At 72.5% G+C, this 18,608-nt stretch carries 15 protein-coding genes; 10 read left to right on the forward strand and 5 right to left on the reverse strand.

Annotation, left to right across the window (positions count from 1 at the left end):
* Positions 1-18: 18 nt before the first annotated feature.
* The 3 genes from V1351_RS15095 to V1351_RS15105 are packed head-to-tail and all read left to right on the forward strand — an operon-like array spanning position 19 to position 2,161.
* The gene (locus V1351_RS15095; RefSeq protein WP_338749042.1) at positions 19-771 is read left to right on the forward strand and encodes a maleate cis-trans isomerase family protein; all 753 of its coding nucleotides are present in this window, start codon (positions 19-21) and stop codon (positions 769-771) included.
* Entirely contained in the window at positions 768-1,487 is a 720-nt protein-coding gene (locus V1351_RS15100; protein ID WP_338749044.1) for a maleate cis-trans isomerase family protein, read from the forward strand. The genes V1351_RS15095 and V1351_RS15100 overlap by 4 nt, the downstream gene beginning before the upstream one ends.
* Complete coding sequence (locus V1351_RS15105) at positions 1,484-2,161, forward strand: GntR family transcriptional regulator (protein WP_338749046.1); 678 nt, start codon at positions 1,484-1,486, stop codon at positions 2,159-2,161. The genes V1351_RS15100 and V1351_RS15105 overlap by 4 nt, the downstream gene beginning before the upstream one ends.
* A 21-nt stretch (positions 2,162-2,182) precedes the next feature.
* Here the strand turns inward: V1351_RS15105 and V1351_RS15110 are convergent, their stop codons facing one another.
* Both V1351_RS15110 and V1351_RS15115 read right to left on the reverse strand, forming a co-directional pair.
* A complete protein-coding gene (locus V1351_RS15110; protein ID WP_338749048.1) occupies positions 2,183-2,719 on the reverse strand; it encodes a GNAT family N-acetyltransferase in 537 nt (178 codons plus the stop codon).
* 107 nt (positions 2,720-2,826) lie between these two features.
* Positions 2,827-4,098: a Glu/Leu/Phe/Val dehydrogenase dimerization domain-containing protein gene (locus V1351_RS15115; protein ID WP_338752567.1), complete on the reverse strand. Its 1,272-nt coding sequence runs from the start codon at positions 4,096-4,098 to the stop codon at positions 2,827-2,829.
* 140 nt (positions 4,099-4,238) lie between these two features.
* Here V1351_RS15115 and V1351_RS15120 point away from each other — a divergent pair, with 140 nt between their 5' ends.
* Entirely contained in the window at positions 4,239-5,177 is a 939-nt protein-coding gene (locus V1351_RS15120; protein ID WP_338749050.1) for a LysR family transcriptional regulator, read from the forward strand.
* Here V1351_RS15120 and V1351_RS15125 read toward each other — a convergent pair whose 3' ends face one another.
* Both V1351_RS15125 and V1351_RS15130 read right to left on the reverse strand, forming a co-directional pair.
* A complete protein-coding gene (locus tag V1351_RS15125) occupies positions 5,178-5,876 on the reverse strand; it encodes a DUF998 domain-containing protein (RefSeq protein WP_338749052.1) in 699 nt (232 codons plus the stop codon).
* The gene (locus V1351_RS15130; protein WP_338749054.1) at positions 5,873-6,802 is read right to left on the reverse strand and encodes an alpha/beta hydrolase; all 930 of its coding nucleotides are present in this window, start codon (positions 6,800-6,802) and stop codon (positions 5,873-5,875) included. Before V1351_RS15130 ends, V1351_RS15125 begins: the two co-directional genes overlap by 4 nt.
* Before the next feature lie 94 nt (positions 6,803-6,896).
* Here V1351_RS15130 and V1351_RS15135 point away from each other — a divergent pair, with 94 nt between their 5' ends.
* Genes V1351_RS15135 through V1351_RS15145 form a run of 3 tightly spaced genes read left to right on the forward strand, consistent with a single transcriptional unit; the run spans position 6,897 to position 9,147 of the window.
* The gene (locus V1351_RS15135) at positions 6,897-7,535 is read left to right on the forward strand and encodes a DUF3105 domain-containing protein (protein ID WP_338749056.1); all 639 of its coding nucleotides are present in this window, start codon (positions 6,897-6,899) and stop codon (positions 7,533-7,535) included.
* On the forward strand, positions 7,532-8,164 hold the full coding sequence (locus V1351_RS15140) for a DUF305 domain-containing protein (RefSeq protein WP_338749058.1): 633 nt from the start codon (positions 7,532-7,534) through the stop codon (positions 8,162-8,164). The genes V1351_RS15135 and V1351_RS15140 overlap by 4 nt, the downstream gene beginning before the upstream one ends.
* Positions 8,165-8,178: 14 nt before the next feature.
* Complete coding sequence (locus tag V1351_RS15145) at positions 8,179-9,147, forward strand: threonine ammonia-lyase (RefSeq protein WP_338749060.1); 969 nt, start codon at positions 8,179-8,181, stop codon at positions 9,145-9,147.
* Positions 9,148-9,176: 29 nt separating this feature from the next.
* Here V1351_RS15145 and V1351_RS15150 read toward each other — a convergent pair whose 3' ends face one another.
* Positions 9,177-9,731: a GNAT family N-acetyltransferase gene (locus V1351_RS15150; protein ID WP_338749062.1), complete on the reverse strand. Its 555-nt coding sequence runs from the start codon at positions 9,729-9,731 to the stop codon at positions 9,177-9,179.
* Between the two features lie 98 nt (positions 9,732-9,829).
* On the opposite strand from V1351_RS15150, the gene recC reads away from it, so the two are divergent.
* From recC to recD, 3 genes are read left to right on the forward strand one after another with little or no spacing between them, the layout of a single operon-like run.
* Positions 9,830-13,261, forward strand: coding sequence for an exodeoxyribonuclease V subunit gamma (gene recC, locus V1351_RS15155; protein WP_338749064.1), 3,432 nt, complete (start codon positions 9,830-9,832; stop codon positions 13,259-13,261).
* Positions 13,258-16,725: a UvrD-helicase domain-containing protein gene (locus V1351_RS15160; RefSeq protein WP_338749066.1), complete on the forward strand. Its 3,468-nt coding sequence runs from the start codon at positions 13,258-13,260 to the stop codon at positions 16,723-16,725. Before recC ends, V1351_RS15160 begins: the two co-directional genes overlap by 4 nt.
* Positions 16,722-18,590, forward strand: a complete 1,869-nt coding sequence (recD, locus tag V1351_RS15165; RefSeq protein WP_338749068.1) for an exodeoxyribonuclease V subunit alpha — start codon at positions 16,722-16,724, stop codon at positions 18,588-18,590. Before V1351_RS15160 ends, recD begins: the two co-directional genes overlap by 4 nt.
* Positions 18,591-18,608: the final 18 nt, after the last annotated feature.

The raw sequence follows: 18,608 nt of genomic DNA on the forward strand, positions 1-18,608 counted from the left end.
ATGAGAGAGGGGCCCTGCGTGGAGCTGACAGACGTCGAGTTCGAGGGGCCGTTGGCCCAACGCGGGATCGGCATCATCGCGCCCTTCGACCTCGCCCTGGAGCGGGAGCTGTGGCGCTGGGCGCCGCTCGAGGTCAGCTTCCACCTGGCGCGGACCCCCTTCGAACCCGTCTCGGTCAGCCTCGAGCAGGCCGAGCTCGTCTCCGGCAAGGAGCACCTGCAGAAGGCCACCCGCGACGTCCTCGGCGTCGACCCCGAGGTCGTGGCCTACCTGTGCACCTCGGGCAGCTTCATCCACGGACCGGAGTACGAGGCCTCGCTGCGCCAGGCGATCCTCGACGCCGGCGCCCCCATGGCGGTCACCACCTCCGGCGCCCTCATCGAGGCCGTCGAGAGGCTGGGCCCACGACGGATGTCGGTGGTCACCCCCTACGACCAGGAGCTGACCGACCGACTCGGCTCCTTTCTCGCCGCGCTGGACGTCGAGGTGATCCACTCGCACTACCTCGGCCTCGGCGGCGGCATCTGGCGGGTCAACTACCGCACCGTCGTCGAGCAGATCCTCGCCGCCGACGACCCCCAGGCGGACGCCATCTTCGTCTCCTGCACCAACCTGCCGACCTACGACATCATCACGCCACTCGAGCGCGAGCTCGGCAAACCCGTGCTCACCGCCAACCAGCTCACCGTCTGGGCCTGCCTCGGGCGGATGGGGCTGCCGATGGTCGGGCCCGGGAAGTGGTTGCGCGACGTCTTCCAGGAGGAGCCATGAGCCACACGATCGGCATGATCTATCCCGACCACGCGGCCGAGGACGAGTACCCGTGGGCCGCCGAGCTGCTGGGGGTCGACCTCCCTGTGGCGCACATCTACGGCACCGACCTGCACGCGGTCCCCCAGCTGCTCGACCTGGGCAGTCCGGAGCGGCTCGCCGGGGGCGCCGAGGAGCTGTCCAGACACCACCCCGACGCGGTCGTGTGGGCCTGCACATCCGGCAGCTTCGTCTACGGCCCGAAGGGGGTCGAGAGCCAGATCGCGGCCCTCACCCATGCCGCCGGTGTGCCGGCGTCGAGCACGAGCGCGGCCTTCGTCGCGGCACTGGCCCACCTCGGGGTGTCGAGGGTCGCCGTCGCCGCCAGCTACCCGCAGGAGGTCGCCTCCCTCTTCGTCGACTACCTCGACGCGAACGGCACCCGGGTGGTGGCCCTGTCGAGCGCGGGAATCGACACGGCGGCCGAGGTCGGCACCCTCACCCCCGAGCAGGTCGTCGAGCTCGCCGCGGCCAACGACCACCCCGACGCGCAGGCCCTGCTCGTGCCGGACACCGCGATGCACACCCTTGCGGTCATACCGGAGCTGGAGACCCGGCTCGGCAAGCCGGTGCTCACCGCCAACCAGGTGACGATCTGGCAGGGACTGCGGCTGGTCGGAGCGACCCCCTCGGCCCCGCAGCTCGGCGCCCTCTTCCGGACGGAGGCAGGCTCATGACACTCGAGGACCTCAAGCCTGTCCGACGGCGCTCCACGGTCGAGCACATCGCCGGCGAGCTCCGTGCGGCGATCATGTCCGGTTCGCTCGAGCCGGGTGACCAGCTCGGTGAGGCCGACCTCGCCGAGCGCTTCTCCGTCTCGCGGGGCCCCCTGCGTGAGGCGATGCAACGGCTGGTGTCCGAGGGGGTGCTGGAGGCGATCGCCAACCGTGGCGTCTTCGTCGCCGAGCTGACCCTCGACGACGTCCGCGACGTCTACCGCACCCGCTCGGTCATCGAGCGCGGCGCGATCGAGGTCGTCCTCCGGCAGCGCCGTCGTGAGCAGCTGCACCGGGCCGTCCAGCCGAGCATCGCTCGGATGCGCCGCGCCGCCACCCGCGCAGACGGGCCCGGGGTGTCGGACGCCGACCAGGCCTTCCACGAGGCGCTCGTCGAGTGCTCGCACAGCCCCCGGCTCATCCGTGCGATGCGCACGCTGCTCGTCGAGACCCGCCTGTGCCTGGGTGAGCTGCGCACCACGTACCCCGACCTGGACACCCAGGTCCACGAGCACGAGGCCCTCGCCCGCGCCTTCCTCGACGACTCTCCCGCCGCGGTGAAGGCCGCGCTGCTCGCGCACCTCGACGACGCCGTCGACCGGCTCGTCACGAAGCGCACCGAGCCGGTCGACTGACCTCGTCGCCAGCGGGGGAGGTCAGGACAGGGGACTTGCCACCTGCGTGGGGTCCGACGACAGCGGCAGCACCATGGCGACCTCGTCGACGTCCTTCTCGCTGGCGCCATCGGGAACTCGCACCGGTCGGCGCTTCGCCGTCGGACGGAAGCCGAACCTGCTCGCGAAGCCGATCGCTGCGGCGTTGTCCGAGACAACCCAGAAGTAGAGGAGTCGCAGACCGTCCTCGGCGGCGTGGTCGCGGGCAGTCGACACCAGACGCCGGGCCACGTGCTGGCCCCGAACCGTCGGCGCGGTCCACAGGCCGAACACCTCGCCGGTGCCGGGATCGGCATCGTGCAGCCCCACGCTCGCGGTGCCCACCGGCTCGCCACCGCGCTCGGCGACGATGCGGTGGGCCCGGCGCATCCGTGCCCGCCAGAAGCTCTCGTCCTGGGCGGCCTCGTCCTCGACCCGGGCCACGAACGCACTCGGCGCCTCCCGCAGCGCCGCCAACCGGACGTCGCGGTAATCACTCCACGCGTCCTCGTCGAGAACGCGAATGCCCACATCAACCATGCTCCACACTCTCACAACGCTCGTCGGGGCCCGGCGGCCGACGCCGGAGGGGAGCCACGGACCGCATGGCTCCCCCCCTTCCCTGCCCGAGGCGTCGTGGCCCCGCGTCAGGGGACGGTGATCTCGGCCCCGGCGAGTCCGGCGTGGTTTGTCGATGCGATGACCCGACCGGTGTCGCGTGGCGAGACACCCATCCCCCGCCACTCGGCGAGCATGACGGCCACCTTGGAGCGCATCTCCGTCTTCAGCCGGGCGAAGGAGTCGTCCGGGTGGTCACCGACCTGCCCCTGGAGCAGCCACCAGGCCCATGCGGCCGCACCGGCGTTGGCGACGAAGTCGGGGATGACCGGGACACCGTTGCCGATGAGCATCGCCTCGGCCTCGTAGGTGGTCGCCGCGTTGGCCGCCTCGACGACGACCTTCGCGGTGATCTCGGAGGCGTTCTCCTCGCGGATCGCGTACGAGATCGCCGCGGGGACGAAGATGTCGGCCCGGGCCGAGAGGACCGCCTCGCGCGGCAGCTGCTCGACGCCCTCGGGGATCCGCGCGCGGTCGATCTCGCCGTACTCGTCACGCAGCTCGAGCAGCGTCGGCACGTCCAGCCCCTCGGGGTCGGACAGGGTGCCGGCGGCGTCCGCGAGCGCCACGACCTTCACCCCTGCCTCGTGCAGGTAGAAGGCCGCGGCCCCGCCCATGGTGCCCACGCCCTGGATGGCGACGCTCGTCGTGCCGATCTCCCAGCCCAGGGAGTCGACGACACCGAGGCACGCCTCGGCGACACCGTAGCCACCGATGACCTCACCGAGCTGCAGGTCGTCGTCGGTTCGGGCGTCCATGCCGGCACGCACGCGCTGCAGGGTCTTGCTCGGTCGGGGCGAGCGCTCGATGGCTGCGTGGTAGGACTGACCGAGCCCGAGCCTGGCGAAGACCTCGTCGATGCGGGACTGCGCCACACCGAGGTCCTCCGCGGTGACCCAGTGGCCGTCGAGCCACGGCAGCATCGCCGAGCAGAAGCGCTCGAGCACACCCACCGCTTCCGGGTCCCTGGGGTCGAAGTCGATGCCTCCCTTCGCCCCACCGACGGGCAGACCGAAGACGGCCGTCTTGGTGGCCATCCCCCGGGCGAGGTCACCGACCTCGGAGATCGTGCACCCCGGCCGCATGCGGGTACCCCCGGTGGCGAGACCACCGACGAGGGTGTGCACGACGAGGTAGCCGCGGGCACCGGTGACCGGGTCGGTCCACGACACCTCGTGCGCCGGCGGGCCGTCGAGGAGGTCCGACCCGGGAGCGGTCTCGGTGGTCCACTCGATCTGCGGATCGTGCTGGCCGACGTACTGCTGCGTTTGCTTCGTCGAGTCCCAGTGCGGACTGTGCATGATCGTCACGTCAACCACCTCTTTCTGCAGGTTCCTGTCCTCTCAGCGTGGGCCCGGCCGCAGCGGGGCGTCCAGCGCGTGAACCTGCACGATCATGTGCACTTCCCCTTAAACATGGGAATCACCCCTACATTGGGTCAATGGAGTTGTCCTTGCGTCGGTTGCAGATGCTGCGCGAACTTCATCGCCGCGGCACGGTCACTGCTGCGGCGGCAGCACTCCACTACAGCCCGTCAGGGGTCTCCCAGCAGCTCGCCCAGCTCGAGCGGGAGGTCGGCGTCACCCTCGTCGAGCGCTTCGGCAGACGGGTCCAGCTGACCGACCTCGGGCTGGTGCTCCTCGAGCACGCCGAGGAGATCCTCGGCGCGGTCGAGCGCGCGACGACGGCCCTCGAGCAGGCCCAGGAGGGCGTCACCGCCAGGCTGACGGTCGGGGTGTGGGCCTCGGTGGCCGCCGGCCTGCTGCCCCGCTCCCTGACCACGCTGGCGGCCAACCACCCGGGGATCGAGGTGCACACGACCGAGCTGGTCCCCGAGCAGAGCGCCGCCGCGGTTCTGGAGGGGAAGTTCGACGCCGCCTTCGTCATCGACTACTCGGACCACGAGATGGACTGGGACCCGAGCCTGACCCGGACCGTGGTCGCCGTGGAGCGGCTGCACGCAGCCGTCCCCGCGGAGACGCTGCTCGGCGACACCGTCTCCCTGCTCCAGCTGGCGGACCACCCGTGGATCCTGTCCGGTCCGCGCTCGCACTTCGGTCGGGCGGTGCGCATCGCCTGCCACAAGCAGGGTTTCGCGCCGCGGATCGCGCACACGGTCGAGGAGCAGCCGACGGCGCTGGCCCTGGCGGCCGCCGGTCTCGGGGTCACCCTCGTCTCGGACCTCGCGCTGGCCATGAAGCCGGAGGGAGTGGACATCGTCGCCCTGGACAAGCCGGTGATGCGCACGATCTCGCTCGCCCACCGCGCGTCCTCGGCACCGCGACGCTCGATCGACCTCTTCATCGACGCGGTGCGCACCACGGCGGCCGAGCAGGGACTCGGGGCCAGCACCTCGCTACCGCTGGCCGCGAGCGACTGATCAGCCGGGCGGTCCCGTGCGCGGTCGACCGAGGACGATGGCGATACCGGCGAGGACCTGCCACACGAGGACCGAGTAGACGGCGATCCGCTCGACGAGACCGAAGCCACCGATCCCCAGCACACCGCAGACGCTGCCGGTCAGGGAGAGCAGACCCAAGGCCGCCGTGATCAGCGACATCCGCCGGTGGCTCCCGGACAGCGACACCGCCAACGCCAGCAGGAGCAGGCTCCCGCCGAGGATGGTCAGGACGGCGCCGACTCCGTGCACGTCCGCGCGAGCCGAGGGCATCCCGGTCGGGAAGAGCCCGACGATCACCGTGCCCAGGCCGTAGGCGATGACGAGGCCGAGCACGCTCCGCCGTGCCCGCCGGGGGACGAAGGGGGCCAGGACCAGCCCCGCGATGAGGACCCGCAGGCCGGTGGCCACGAAGGTCGCGTTCATCACCGCGTGCTTGGTCGCGGCGAAGGGATCGCCTCCCGCGGACCGCGTCTCCGGGACGCCGAGCTCGCTGATCGCGTCGACCGTCCAGCGGTAGGGGCGCCCCTCCCAGCCGGTGGCCGCCCAGGCCTCCCCGACGAAGTACAGACCGGCGAGCAGCAGGAGGACACCGCCGAGGCGGTACCGGGTCGTCCCGTGCCGTCGATCGGGGTCGGTGGGGGTGTGCGGGTCAGCGACGCGGCCGGGTCCGGGGCTCACGCGGGGAGATGGTCGTCGAACCACCGGATGACGTCGGCCATGACCTCGTCGCGGTTGGTCTCGTTGAGGATCTCGTGACGGGCCCCGGGGTAGAGCGTCACCGTCACGTCGCGCACTCCCGCCGCGACGAAGGCGTCGGCGACCTCCCGCACGCCCTGACCCCCCTTGCCACCCACCGGGTCACGGTCGCCGGAGACGAAGTACACCGGCAGGTCGACGGGCACCAGCTGCGCCTTCTTCGGCAGGCTGTTGATCCCGCCGAGCATGTCCGCGAAGAAACCGGCCGTGAAGACCTCACCGCAGCGCGGGTCGGCGACGTACTTCGCCACCTCGTCGGCGTCCCGGGAGAGCCAGTCGAACTTCGTCGTCGTCGGACGGAAACCGAGGTTGAACTGCCCGAAGGTCAGCGTGTTCATCAACGGTGAGGTGGCTCGTCGGCCGCGCACCCGGGACTCGAGGGTGGCGACGGCCTGCCCCACCGTGCCGAGCAGCCCCTGGTCGCCGCCGGTGCCGCTGAGGACCGCACCGTCGAGGTGCTGCCCGTAGCGGGTGATGTGGTCGCGCCCGAGGAAGGAGCCCATCGAGTGCCCGAAGAAGAAGAACGGCAACCCGGGGTGCTGAACGCGCGCGGCCGCGCCGACGGCGTGGATGTCCTCGACGGCAGCGTCCCAGCCGTGCTCGTCGGCGTAGACACCACGGTCCTCCGGTCGTCTCGCGGTCTCCCCGTGGCCACGGTGGTCGTGGGTCCAGACCGCGTACCCGGCATCGGTGAGCGCCTGCGCGAAGCGCTCGTAGCGGCCGGAGTGCTCGGCCATGCCGTGGGCCAGCTGCACGACCCCCTTCGCCTCGCCGTCGGGGAGCCAGGTCCGCACGAAGAGGGGAGAACCATCGTGGGGGGAGGCGATGGTCGTGGTGTCGGGGCGCATGAGGACAGGGTAACGACGGCGGCCGCTCAGGAGACCTTCAGACGCCGATGTCATACTCTCCCCGCCTCTCCACCGCCCCCGACCCGAGGGACCCATGAGCAAGAAGACGAAGCCGACGTCCGCCCGCGATGCCCGGCTCGCCCAGGCACGTCAGGAGCAGCAGGCCAAGGAGCGTCGCCGGACCTTCCTCCTCGTCGGAGTCACCGCCGTGATCATCGTCGCGATCGTCGCCATGGTCGGCTACGCGATCGTCAGCGAGGCCGACGAGCGGGAAGCAGCCGGCAACCTCGAGGCGGTCAAGGAGTACGAGTACCAGGGCGGCAACCACGTCCAGGGCGAGATCGACTACGCGGAGTCGCCACCCGTCGGCGGCGAGCACAACCCGATCTGGCTCAACTGCGGGGTCTACGACGAGCCGGTGCCGAGCCAGCACGCCGTCCACTCCCTCGAGCACGGCGCCGTCTGGGTCACCTACGACCCCGACCTGCCGGCGAGCGAGGTCGAGACGCTCGAGGCGACCCTCCCCGACACCTACACCCTGCTCTCCCCCTACGAGGGCGAGATGCCCTCGAAGATCGTCGCCAGCGCCTGGGGCCACCAGCTGGCGCTGGACTCGGCGGACGACCCCCGGCTCAAGGGATTCATCAAGGAGTACCGCGAGGGGCCCCAGACCCCGGAACCGGGAGCGGCGTGCACCGGCGGTGTTGACGCGTCCGGGACCGTCTCCCAGTGACGCCGAAGGCCATCGTCGCGGTCGTCGTCGCGCTCGCCCTCGGGCTCGTCGGAGGCCTCGCGCTGAGTGGCGTCGGCGGCGAGGAGATGCCGGCCGACGACAGCGTCGCGGCCGGTTTCGCCCGGGACATGAAGACCCACCACGACCAGGCCGTCGAGATGTCGTGGATCGTGCGCGACCGCACCGAGGACGACCTCGTGCGCTCGCTCGCCTACGACATCGCCCGCACCCAGGAGAACCAGTCCGGGCGGATGGCCGGCTGGCTCGCGGTCTGGGGCCTGAGCCCGACCGGGTCCGAAGAGAAGATGGCGTGGATGCAGGGGTTGGGGCACGACCACGAGGACGACCCGGACGCCCAGCTGACCGATGACGGCACGATGCCGGGGATGGCCTCGCCCGAGGAGCTGGAGCGGCTGACGTCGCTCCGCGGCGAGGAGGCCGAGGTCTTCTTCCTGCAGCTGATGATCCGTCATCACCAGGCCGGCGTGCCCATGGCGCAGGTGGCCCTCGACTACTCGCAGAACGAGCCCGTCGAGACCCTGGCACAGTCGATCATCACCTCCCAGACCGCCGAGGTGGAGACGATGACGCAGATGCTCGCCGAGCGTGGCGCGGAGCCGCTCGACTGACGCACGATGGGTCCATGACCTTCGGCATCGAGACGATCAGGGACGCGGCGCGGCGCCTCGAGGGACGGGTGCGCACCACCCCCCTGCTCTCCGTGCCGATGCTCGATGAGCTCACCGGCGCACGGGTGCTCGTCAAGGCCGAGTCGCTCCAGCTGACCGGTTCGTTCAAGATCCGCGGCGCGCTGAACACCCTGCTGTCGCTCACGGACGCCGAGCGGGAGGCCGGGGTGCTCGCCTTCTCCACCGGCAACCACGGTCAGGCGGTCGCGGCGTCGGCGCGGATGACGGGCGCCCGCGCGAGCGTCGTCATGCCGCAGGACGCCCCCCGGATCAAGGTCGAGGGGGTGCGCTGGTGGGGCGGCGAGGTCGTCTTCTACGACCCGGCGACGCAGGACCGCGAGGAGGTCGGGCGCGGCCTCGTCGAGGAGCGCGGGACGACCCTGGTGCACCCCTACGACGACGTCCGCGTGATGTCCGGTCAGGGGACGGTCGGTCTGGAGATCGTCGACCAGCTGCACGAAGGGGGCCACTCCCCCGACGCGATCGTCCTCCCCTGCAGCGGTGGCGGGTTGTCGTCGGGGACGATCGAGGCGGTGCGCTCGACGTACCTGGGGGTCACCCCCTTCGTCGTGGAGCGGGACGGCTACCCGAAGATGGCGCGCTCGCTGGCCTCCGGCCGGGTGGAGACGGTGCCGGCGGTGCCGGTCTTCCTCGACGCGATCGGCTCGCCGACGGTCGGGCAGCACACCCTGACAGCCCTGTCCCGGCACCCGGTGACGCCGCTGACGGTCACCGACGACGACGCCCGGGTGGCCATGCGTGCGGCCTTCCGCACGCTCAAGCTGGTCCTCGAGCCGGGAGGGTCAGCGGCGCTCGCAGCGGTCATCGCGCAGCGGGAGCGCTTCGCCGGGCAGAGCGTGGTCGTCGTGGCCAGCGGGGGCAATGTCGACGCCTCGGTCTTCGCCGAGGTGCTCGCCGGCTGAGCCGTCCTCCGTGGCACCTCCGCGCACACTCAGCGCAGAGTGGCGGCCAGCTGCTCACCGTCGAGGTCTCGGTCCGCGTAGACCAGGCGCACGGCGTCCGGATCGGGGTTGCAGAAGTCCTGCCCCCGCTGCTGCAGAGTCAGGCCGAGCTTCTCGGCGACACGCCGGGAGGCGACGTTGTGCTCGAGCAGGTAGGCGACGACGGGCGCCTCCGGGCGGACGGCGACGGCTGCCTCGAGCCCCGCCCGTGCGGCCTCGGTGGCCAGGCCACGCCCGTGGGTCTCGGCAGCGAAGCGGTACCCGAGGTTCCACCACCCGGCCGGTCGCAACGAGCACCCCGCGTGACCGAGGACGGCGTCGTCGTCGGGCGCCCGGACGATCCACTGCCCCAGGCCGTCCCGGTCCCAGGCATCGATCCACCCCTCGAGCATGGACCGGGTCCGCTGCGCGTTGGTGTGGCGCATCACGGGGAAGTGCGTCCAGACCCTCGGGTCGCTGTAGATCTCGTGGAGCGCGCCGAGGTCGTCGATGGTCGGAGCATCCAGGCGGAGTCGCTCGGTGCGGTGGTGACGACGGTCGGTCATGCGCTGATCCTGTCAGGCGCCGCGGACGATGTCGGGACGGCCACGCTCCTGTGGACGGGTGAGCCCACGCTGTCACCGGGCACGGATACGGTCTGACCGTGGCACTTCACCTCCACCGCGCGCAGCGGACCGACCTCCTCGCCGAGGACCTCGGCGAGCTGCTGTCGACCCCGCTGCCCGACCCCTTCGCCGAAGAGGTCGTGGTCGTGCCCGAGCAGGGCATCGAGCGGTGGCTGGCCCAGCGACTCTCGCACCGTCTGGGCACGGGCGAGCGGGGTGGTGACGGAGTATGCGCCGGCGTCCGCTTCATGCGACCCCGCTCCCTGGTCACGATGCTCACCGGCCGCGACGAGGACGACCCGTGGCTGCCGCAGCACCTCGTGTGGCCCCTGCTGGAGGTCATCGATGCCGCGATCGGCGAGCCCTGGTGCGCGGCCCTGGGCCGGCACCTCGGCCACGGCTCGGGCGATGCGGACCTCTTCGAGGTGCGGGCCGGTCGTCGCTACTCGGTCGCGCTGCGTCTCGCACGCCTCTTCCACCGCTACGGGCAGAGCCGTCCGACGATGCTCACCGACTGGAGCGAGGGCCGCGACACCGGCGGCGGCACCCGCGTCCTCGACGACGACCTGACCTGGCAGCCGGAGCTGTGGCGGCGCCTCGTGACGCGCATCGACGCGCCACCGCCGGACGTGCGGCACCGCGAGACGGTGGCACGGTTGCAGGCCCTGGGCGAAGGGGGCACCGCCACGGCTCCCGCAGACGGCCGTGACGCGCCGGACCTGCGGCTGCTTCCGCACCGGCTCTCCCTCTTCGGGCACACGCGGCTCGCGGTCACCGAGGTCGAGCTGCTCGAGGCGCTCGGGCTCTCCCGTGACGTGCACCTGTGGCTGCCGCAGCCCTCGCCCGTGCTGTGGGAGCGGCTCGCCGACTCCGGCGCGACCGGGGTGGTGCCGCGGTCGCAGGACCGCACGAGCGACCTGGTCCACCACCCGCTGCTCGCCTCGCTCGGCCGCGACTCCCGCGAGCTCGGGCGGGTCCTCGGTGACCGGGCCGAGGACGCCACCGCCCCGGCGACGGCCCCGACCTTCCCGCAGACCGTCCTGGGCTGGCTGCAGTCGGACCTGCGCGAGGACCACGTCCCCGATGCCGCCGAGCAGGCGACCCGCGCCGTCCCCGACGCCGATCGGTCGATCCAGGTCCACGCCTGCCACGGTCCCGCCCGCCAGGTCGAGGTGTTGCGCGAGGTGCTCGTCGGCCTCCTCGAGGACGACCCGAGCCTCGAGCCGCGGGACGTGCTCGTCATGTGCCCGGACGTCGAGACCTACGCGCCACTCATCGGGGCGGCCTTCGGCCTGGGCGACCACGGCACCGATGCCGAGGGCGTCGACACGCACCCCGCGCACCGGTTGCGGGTGCGTCTGGCCGACCGTTCGCTCCGGGCGACCAACCCGCTGCTCGATGTCGCCGACCGGATCGTCGCCCTGGCGGGTGGACGGCTCACCGCGAGTGAGGTGCTCGACCTGGCCGCGACGGATCCGGTGCGTCGCCGCTTCGCGCTCGGCGACGACGACCTGGAGACGTTCACCGGGTGGGTCGGCGACTCCGGCATCCGGTGGGGCTATGACCAGGTGCACCGCGCCCCGTTCCGCATGGAGGTCGAGCACCAGGGGACCTGGCGATTCGGACTCGACCGGCTCCTCCTCGGGGTTGCCGTCTCCGCCGACGGTCCCCTCCAGGTGGGTGAGGTCATGCCCCTCGACGACGTCGGCAGCGGCTCCGTCGACCTCGTCGGCCGCGTCACCGAGTTGCTCGAGCGGATCGGCTCCGGCCTGGACGCGCTGGAGGGCGCCGGCACGGCCGGCGAGTGGATGAGCGCGTTGACCGAGGTCGTGCTGTCCCTGACCGACGTACCGCTGCGCGAGCGCTGGCAGGTCGGGGACCTGCAGCGCACCCTCACCCGCGCCGCCCGGCACGCCGACGACAGCGTGCCGCTGCGGCTGGCGGACGTGCGTGTCCTGCTCGCCGACCAGCTGGCCGGACGTCCGAGCCGGGCGAGCTTCCGCACCGGCGGGTTGACCGTCTGCACGATGACCCCGATGCGCTCGGTGCCCCACCGCGTCGTGTGCCTGCTCGGCATGGACGACGACTCCTTCCCGCGCCAGCAGACGGTCGACGGCGACGACGTCCTGGCCCGGGTGCCGCTCACCGGCGAGCGCGACGCGCGCAGCGAGGATCGGCAGCTGCTGCTCGACGCCGTCCTGGCCGCCCGCGAGCGACTCGTCATCGCCTACACCGGTTCCGACGAGCACACCGGCGAGCACTGCCCGCCGGCGGTGCCGCTCGGCGAGCTCATCGACGCCGCCCGAGAGACGACGAGCGCGCCGCTCGAGGTGGTCCAGCACCCGCTGCAGCCCTTCGACACCCGCAACCTCGCTCCGGGTGCGTTGGTCGGTGCCGCGGCCACGTCGGGCAGTTCAGCGGCGCCCGCCACGCCCTTCACCTTCGACCGCTCCGCCCTGGCTGCCGCCCGCGCGAGCCTCGGCGAGCGCACCGAGCCGGGCCGGCTCCTCACGAGGCCGTTGCCCGGCCGGGCCGTCGAGGACATCGCGCTGGTCGACCTCATCGCCTTCTTCGAGAACCCCGCGCGGGGATTCCTGCGGGACCGGCTGCACGTCGGGGTCTCGCGAGAGGCCGAGGAGGTCAGTGACCGGCTGCCGATCGACCTCGACGGCCTGCAGAAGTGGGCCATCGGCGACCGTGCCCTGCGCGCCCGGTTGGCCGGCGACGACGCGCGCGAGATCTACCGGGCCGAGCTGCTGCGCGGGGAGCTGCCGCCGGCCGGACTCGGCGCCATCACCCTCGAGGAGATCGGCCGGCAGGTCGAGCAGCTGATGGCCCAGGTGGCCAGCGGCCCAGCCGAGCCGACCCGGTCGGTCGATCTCGAGGTCGGCCTGCTCGGCGACCGCCGGCTCACCGGAACCATCGACGGGGTCCGTGGGCTGCACCTGGTCGACGTCACCTACTCCCGCCTCGGCCCCAAGCAGGAGATCGGCTCGTGGATCCGGCTGCTCGCCCTGACCGCCGTCGGTGGCGACGCCGAGCCGTGGCAGGCATCGGCGCTGGGCAAGGGTGCGCGGGGGTCCGTCGCCCGCACCACCCGCGGACCGTTGCCGCGCGAGGCCGCCCGCTCTCACCTGTCCGCCCTCATCGACCTCTACGCGCTCGGCCTCAGCGCGCCCCTGCCCCTGCCGGTCAAGACGGCCCACGCCTGGGCCCGGGTCGTCGAGCGCAACCCGACGATGACCCGGGTCGCGACCACCAAGGGCCGGAGCGAGTGGGAGCCGACCCGGATGCGCAACGGCGGCGTCATCCCCGGCGAGCAGGACGACGCGTGGTGGCAGCTCGTCCACGGGAGCGAGGCTCCCTTCGCCGTCCTGCTGGACGACGTCGCCGGACCCGACACCAACCTCGCCGCCCTCGCGCCGACGGTGTGGGGTCCGGCCCTGACCAACATCACGGGGAGCGCATGAGCACACTGACCCCCTTCGACGTGACCGCGGACCTGCCGACCGGCACGGTCCTGCTCGAGGCGAGCGCCGGCACCGGCAAGACGTGGACGATCGGCGCCCTCGTCGCCCGCTACATCGCCGACGGCACGCCGCTGGAGGAGATGCTCGTCATCACCTTCGGGCGCGCGGCCTCCCGGGAGATGCGCGAACGCGTCCGCGAGCACCTGCGCGACGTCCACCGACACCTGGCCGACCCCACCCTGACCAGCGGCGACGAGGTCGTCGGGCTGCTGCGGGACGGCTCTCCCGAGGAGGTCGCGCTGCGGGAGCGTCGCCTGCGCGACGCACTGACCCACTTCGACGCGGCGACGATCGCGACCACCCACCAGTTCTGCCAACTCGTGCTGCGCGGGCTCGGCGTGGCCGGCGACTCCGACCCGCACTCCCGACTCGTCGAGGACCTGTCCGACCTGCGCGACGAGGTCGTCGACGACCTGTACGTGCGCGGCTTCGCCGGTGGGGGCACGCCTGCCTTCACCCGGGCGCGCGCCGGCGAGATCGCCCGGGCCGTCACCGAGAACCCGCACGCCACCCTCGACCCGCACTCGCTCGACGACGGGTCCGCAGATGCGCGGATGCTGGCCTTCGCCCACCTCGTGCGCACGGAGATGGCCCGGCGCAAGCGCCGCCTCGGCGTGCTCGGCTACGACGACCTGCTCTCCCACCTGGCGACCGCTCTCGAGGCCGAGGACTCCCCCGCCCGCGAGCGGATGCGCCAGCGCTGGAAGGTCGTGCTCGTCGACGAGTTCCAGGACACCGACCCGGTGCAGTGGCAGGTGCTCGACCGGGCCTTCACCGGGCACAGCACACTCGTGCTCATCGGCGATCCGAAACAGGCGATCTACGGTTTCCGCGGCGGTGATGTCGACACCTACCTCACCGCCTCCGCCACGGCAGCAACCAGGCACACGCTCGGCGTCAACCACCGCTCCGACGGACCGCTCGTACGCAGCCTCGGGGTGCTGCTCGGTGGCTCCCGGCTCGGCGACCCCGAGATCGTCGTCCACCCGGTGAGCGCGGCGAAGGGGGGCTCACGCCTGGGCACGATCGACGGCACCGCCCCGGAGGGGATGCTCGCCCCGGTCCGACTGCGGACCATCACGACCGAGCGGGTCCTGCCTCCCGGGGACAGGTCCGTCGCCATCTCGGTGGTGCGTCCCCTCGTCGCCGCCGACTGCGCCGCCGAGATCACCCGACTGCTGGCACGGGGTACGACCTTCGAGGGACGGCCGCTGCGCGCGGGGGACGTCGCCGTCCTCGCGCACACCCGCAACCAGCTCGACCACGTGCGCCAAGCGCTCACGGCCGTCGGGCTGCGCTCGGTGATCGTCTCCAGCGACAGCATCTACTCCTCCCCCGCCGCCGCGGCCTGGCTGACCCTGCTCGAGGCGATGGAGCTGAGCCACCGCCCCGAGCGGGTGCGCGCGGCGGCGCTGACCCCCTTCGTCGGCGCCTCTGCCGCCCAGCTCGACGAGCGTGGCGAGGACCTCACCGAGGAGGTCGCCCACCGGATGCGGACGTGGGCGGGCCTGCTCGGACGTCGCGGTGTCGCCGCGGTGCTCGCGGCAGCCAGCGCCGACGGGCTCGATGCGCGGGTGCTCTCCCGGACCGACGGCGAGCGCCTGCTGACCGACCTGCGCCACGTCGGCGAGACGCTCCACCAGCGGGTCGTCACCGAGAGCGACGGTCTGGCCTCGCTCACCGCGTGGCTGCGCGAGCGGATCGGCGCCGCCCGCAAGGAGGAGCGCGCCCGCCGCCTGGACAGCGACGCGGACGCCGTGCACCTCGCGACGATCCACTCGAGCAAGGGGCTGCAGTACCCGATCGTCATGCTGCCCTTCGTCGCCGATCGGTGGTTGCCGACCCCGGACGTGCTGCACTTCCACCGCGAGGACCGCACCCGCTGCCTCGACATCGGGATCCACTCCGACGAGGGGCGGGCCGACCGGCTCGCGCGGGCCGCCACCGAGGAGAGCGGGGAGTCGCTGCGGCTGTTGTACGTCGCGATGACGCGCGCGCAGAGCCAGGTGGTGACGTGGTGGTTCCCGTCGGCGAAGAACACCGGCCCCTCCCCCCTGCATCGCGTGCTGCTCGGACGGCGCGAGGGCCAGGGCGAGGTCCCCGCCAACCACCCCGTCCCCGGCGACGAGACCCTGATGAGCCAGCTCCAGGAGTGGGAGCGGCGCGGGGCGCTGCGCGTCGAGCTCGTCGACCAGCCCACCCCGATGACCGTCCCGGCGACCGCGCCGATGACGGACCTGTCCGTGCGCTCCTTCACCCGCAGCGTCGACACGCAGTGGCGCCGCACGTCGTACACGGCGCTCACCCGCCCGCTGGACGAGGCACCCCGCCCGGCCGAGGAGCTCGTCGTCAGCGAGCCGGACGTCACCGACCGTCAGGACGACGAAGGGAGTACCCCGCTCGCCGGCGCACGTGGAGCCACGTTCGCCCCCTCCGCGGGGGGCGAGGGGGGCGACGTGCCGGCCCCCCTCGCAGACGACCAGAGCATCTTCGACGCCTCGGCTTCCTCCCCCGACGAGGGGGACGGCCGTCACCTCCCCTCACCCATGGCCGACCTGCCCGTCGGGGCCGGCTTCGGCTCCCTCGTGCACGCGGTGCTGGAGGAGGCGGACGTCTCGGCGCCGGACCTGCTCGCGGAGCTGCGGGAGCACATCGAGGACCAAGTCATCCACTGGCCGGTGCCCGACCTCGACCGTGATGCCCTCGCCGAGGCACTCGTCGAGGTGGTCGACACCCCGCTCGGTCCGCTCGCGCCAGGCACGTCCCTGCGCGACATCGGCCGTGGCGACCGGCTGTGCGAGATGGACTTCGAGCTGCCGCTCGGGGGCGGCGACGCCGCGAGCGATGCCGCCGACCAGGCACTGCTCGGCGACCTCGCCGCGCTCATGCGCGAGTACCTGCCCGAGGGCGACCCCGTGCTGCCCTTCGCCGAGGTGCTCGACGACCCGCTGCTCGGGGACCAGGCCCTGCGCGGGTACCTCACCGGCTCCGTCGACATCGTTCTGCGCGTCGGCGGACGCCACCTCGTCGTCGACTACAAGACGAACTGGCTCGGCCCCGTCGACGCCCCCCTGACCACCGGGCACTACGCCCCGGACGCCCTGCGCGAGGCGATGAACCACTCGTCCTACCCGCTCCAGGCGATCCTCTACGGGGTGGTGCTGCACCGCTTCCTGCGCTGGCGCCAGCCCGACTACGACCCCGGGGAGCACTTCGGCGGGGTGCTCTACCTGTACCTGCGCGGCATGGCCGGTGCGCAGACGCCCATCGTCGACGGCCACCCCACGGGCATCTTCTCCTGGCAGCCGCCGATCGCCCTGATCGAGGCCCTCTCCGATCTGCTCGACGGGCGTCGGCCCGTCACGACGGACGGACGGCGACCCGTGACGCAGGAGGCACGATGACCACGATCGAGGCCGACCGGTACGACCGGCGACTGGCCCTCGGCGCCACGGGCGATCTCGCCACCCTCAACTCCGCCGGAGTCGTCGAGGCCGCCGACGTGCACGTCGCCACCCGCTTGGCGCAGCTCGTCGACGAGGCGGACCCGCTCGTGCGCGTGACGCTCGCGCTCGTCGTGCGGGCTGCCCGCGAGGGGTCGACGAGCCTCGACCCGGAGCATGCCCGCGAGCTGCTCACCGAGTCCGGGGGCGCGTGCGAGGACGCGGTCACCGCGTCTGACCCCGCCGCCTCCATCGATCTGCCACCGACCGAGGAATGGCTGCAGCGGGTCAGCAGCAGTGCCCTCGCGAGGACAGGAGTGCTGTGCGTCGAGCACGCCCTCGTCTACCTCGACCGCTACCACCGCGAAGAGGTGCAGGTCGCCGAGGACCTCGCCCGCCGCGCCGCCACCCCCGCGCCGACGGTGGACGAGGCGATCCTCGGGGCCGGACTGGAGAGGGTCTTCCCCTCAGCTACCTGGACCGAGCAGCGGGAGGCCGTGCGCACGGCAGCCACTCGCCTGACCACGGTGCTCGTGGGTGGCCCCGGCACCGGCAAGACGTCGACCGTCGCCGGGCTGCTCACCCTGCTGCTCGAGCAGGCCGAGGGCACCGACCGCCGACCACGCATCGCCCTCGCCGCACCGACCGGCAAGGCCGCGGCCCGGCTCCGCGAGTCGGTCATCGAGTCCCTCGCGCGGCTCTCCCCCGGGGACCGGACGCGTCTGGGTACGGACATCGAGGCCGTGACCGTCCACCGCTTGCTCGGGTGGCGCCCCGACAGCGGCAACCGCTTCCGACGTGGCCGCGGCAACCCCCTGCCGCACGACATCGTCGTCGTCGACGAGGCGTCGATGCTCTCGCTGACGCTGACCGCCCGGCTGCTCGAGGCGTTGCGTCCCCACGCACGCCTGGTGCTCGTCGGCGACCCCGACCAGCTGGCGTCCGTCGAGGCGGGCGCGGTGCTCGCGGACCTCGTCGCGGGCTACGGCGAAGGCGGTGCCCGCACCTGCGGGGAGGAGGGGCCCACGCCCCGCACGGTCACTGCGACGCACATCCCGAGGAGGGACGACAGCCCGATCGCACGACTGGAGACATCGCACCGCTTCGGCGCGGAGATCGGTTCGCTCGCGGAGGCAGTACGGGTTGGCGACCCCGACACGGCCCTGTCGATCCTCGACGCCGCGACACCGGGCGGTCCCGTGCACCACGTCCCGGTCGACGACGTCCTCGAGGCCGACGAGGCGCTGCGACCCCGGCTGCTAGAGCACGCCCTGCGGATGCGTCGTCGCGCGCTCGACGGGGAGCACGCGGCGGCCCTGCACGAGCTCGGCGCGCACCGGTTGCTCTGCGCACACCGCGACGGCCCGTGGGGGGTCGGCCCGTGGAACCAGCGCGTCGAGCGCTGGCTCGGCGAGGCGACCGACTACCACGGTCGTCAGCAGGTGGGAAGGCCACTGCTCGTGACCGCGAACGACCGCGGCCTGGGTCTTTTCAACGGCGACACCGGTGTGCTGTCGCTGCGCCAGGACGGACGCGTGGTGGGGGTCTTCGGTGAGCCGAACGCGCCGCAGGTGCATGCCGCGACATCGCTCGCGGACGTCGACACCGCGTACGCGATGACGATCCACAAGAGCCAGGGCAGCCAAGCGACGTCGGTGACCGTGCTCCTGCCCGACGCCGACTCACGGTTGCTCACCCGCGAGTTGCTCTACACCGCGATCACCCGAGCGCAGAGGTCGGTGGTGCTCGTCGGCTCGCGGGAGGCGATCCGTGCCGCGATCACTCGTCGGACCCAGCGCGCGACGGGCCTGCGCCACCGCGTCTGACCTCCTGCCCGCACGGGT

It is taken from the genome of Janibacter sp. A1S7, assembly GCF_037198315.1.
Taxonomy (GTDB): domain Bacteria; phylum Actinomycetota; class Actinomycetes; order Actinomycetales; family Dermatophilaceae; genus Janibacter; species Janibacter alittae.